The organism is Solemya elarraichensis gill symbiont (assembly GCF_002021095.1).
In the GTDB taxonomy this organism is placed as follows: Bacteria; Pseudomonadota; Gammaproteobacteria; order Chromatiales; family Chromatiaceae.
The window spans coordinates 1-2037 of the sequence record NZ_MPRK01000280.1 but is presented as its reverse complement, the minus strand read 5'-3'; the positions used below and the strand labels follow the sequence as shown (position 1 = coordinate 2037).

At 39.9% G+C, this 2037-nt stretch carries 3 protein-coding genes; all 3 read right to left on the bottom strand.

Annotation, left to right across the window (positions count from 1 at the left end):
- Nucleotides 1-239 (bottom strand): ATP synthase F1 subunit epsilon (gene atpC, locus BOW51_RS10150; protein ID WP_078477610.1); only part of this gene is annotated, 239 nt, incomplete at its 3' end.
- Nucleotides 240-1619 (bottom strand): F0F1 ATP synthase subunit beta, encoded by a 1380-nt coding sequence (atpD, locus tag BOW51_RS10145; RefSeq protein ID WP_011738374.1) that lies wholly within the window; start codon nt 1617-1619, stop codon nt 240-242.
- A gap of 21 nt (nt 1620-1640) precedes the next feature.
- Nucleotides 1641-2037: F0F1 ATP synthase subunit gamma (locus tag BOW51_RS10140; RefSeq protein ID WP_174564755.1), on the bottom strand; the 397-nt coding region annotated here is incomplete at its 5' end.

Sequence of the window (2037 nt, the reverse complement as noted above, 5' to 3'; positions counted from 1 at the left end):
TCAGAAAAAATAGTCACAACATCTGGTTGGACTTCTATAATGCCACCAGAAATATAAATAGACTCTACACCTTTATCAGTTTCTACTCGAACTTCACCTGGTTTTAAGATTGATAAAAGTGCCGTATGTTTTGGATAAATACCTAGCTCACCTGTGGACGCGGGCGCAAATACACACGATACCTCACCCGAATAGAGAGATTCTGTTGCACTAACGACATCAACATGAATAGTTGACATTTATAAGCCCTCCTTATTGGTTTCACGAACCTCCTCAATTGAACCTATCATGTAGAATGCCTGTTCTGGGAAATCATCCATTTCACCATCAAGAATGGCTTTAAATCCAACAATTGTGTCTTTAAGAGATACATATTTTCCTGGCGCACCAGTGAAGACTTCTGCCACAAAAAATGGCTGAGATAAAAAACGTTGAATTTTACGAGCACGAGAAACTGAATGCTTGTCTTCTTCCGATAACTCATCCATGCCTAGAATCGCAATAATGTCTTTTAATTCTTTGTAACGTTGCAAAACGCTTTGTACGCCACGAGCTACATTATAGTGCTCTTCTCCCACGATTAATGGGTCTAATTGACGCGAAGTAGAATCGAGTGGGTCTACCGCAGGATAAATTCCTAATTCTGCTACCTGACGTGATAATACAACCGTTGCATCTAAATGAGCAAATGTAGTTGCTGGCGATGGGTCAGTTAAATCATCTGCAGGTACATATACTGCTTGAATTGAAGTAATTGAGCCTTTTTTAGTTGAAGTAATACGTTCTTGCAATGCACCCATCTCACTTGCCAATGTTGGCTGATAGCCCACTGCTGATGGCATACGACCTAATAGTGCCGATACTTCCGTACCTGCAAGTGTATAACGATAAATATTGTCAATAAACAATAATACATCATGACCTTCATCACGAAAGTATTCTGCCATAGTTAGTCCTGTTAAAGCCACACGCAATCTGTTTCCCGGTGGCTCGTTCATTTGACCATACACTAAAGACACCTTATCAAGCACATTTGACTCTTTCATTTCGTGATAAAAATCATTACCTTCACGAGTACGCTCACCCACACCTGAAAATACTGAATAACCAGAATGCTCAATCGCAATATTACGAATTAACTCCATCATATTAACAGTTTTCCCAACACCAGCACCACCAAACAAACCAACTTTACCACCTTTGGCAAACGGGCAAATTAAATCAATAACTTTAATACCTGTTTCTAATAATTCTGCTGCAGGTGCCAACTCATGATAAGCAGGCGCACTTCGGTGAATAGCCCAGCTGACTTCTTGACCAATGTCGCCAGCATTATCAATCGGCTCTCCCAGCACATTCATAATACGCCCTAATGTCTTAACGCCAACAGGAACCTTAATAGGCCCACCTGTGTTGGTAACTTTCAAACCCCTTTTTAAGCCTTCAGAACCGCCCATGGCAATTGTACGTACTACGTAGTCACCCAATTGTTGCTGAACTTCTAAGGTCAACCCTGTTTCTGACACTTTTAAGGCGTCATAAATTTTTGGCATACTGTCTACTGAGAATTCGACATCAATAACCGCACCAATAATTTGTGTAATTTTTCCTGTATTCATTTTACTTTTCCTTTTTAAACTTTAAACAGCAGCAGCGCCACTAACAATCTCAGAAATTTCTTGTGTAATTGCCGCTTGCCTTGCCTTGTTGTAAATCAACTTTAATTCTTTAACCATATCACTTGCATTATCAGTCGCACTTTTCATTGCAATCATGCGCGAAGATTGCTCACAAGCAATATTTTCAATCAAGCCTTGATAAACTAAAGCTTCAATATAACGCACCAGTAACGCACTTAAAACTTCTTGCGCATCAGGTTCATAAATATAGTCCCAATAATGGTTTATATTGTTCGACTCACCTGCCACCATTGGTACCAACTGCATAATGGTGGGTGTTTGGGTTATGATGTTTTCAAATTTGTTGTAGGCCACTGATAATTGCTGGATTTCGTCTGCATCAAACTCGTCAAGCATG

Excerpts from the sequence above, each read along its gene's own strand:
- atpD (WP_011738374.1), bottom strand. The coding sequence starts at position 1,619 with ATGAATACAGGAAAAATTACACAAATTATTGGTGCGGTTATTGATGTC.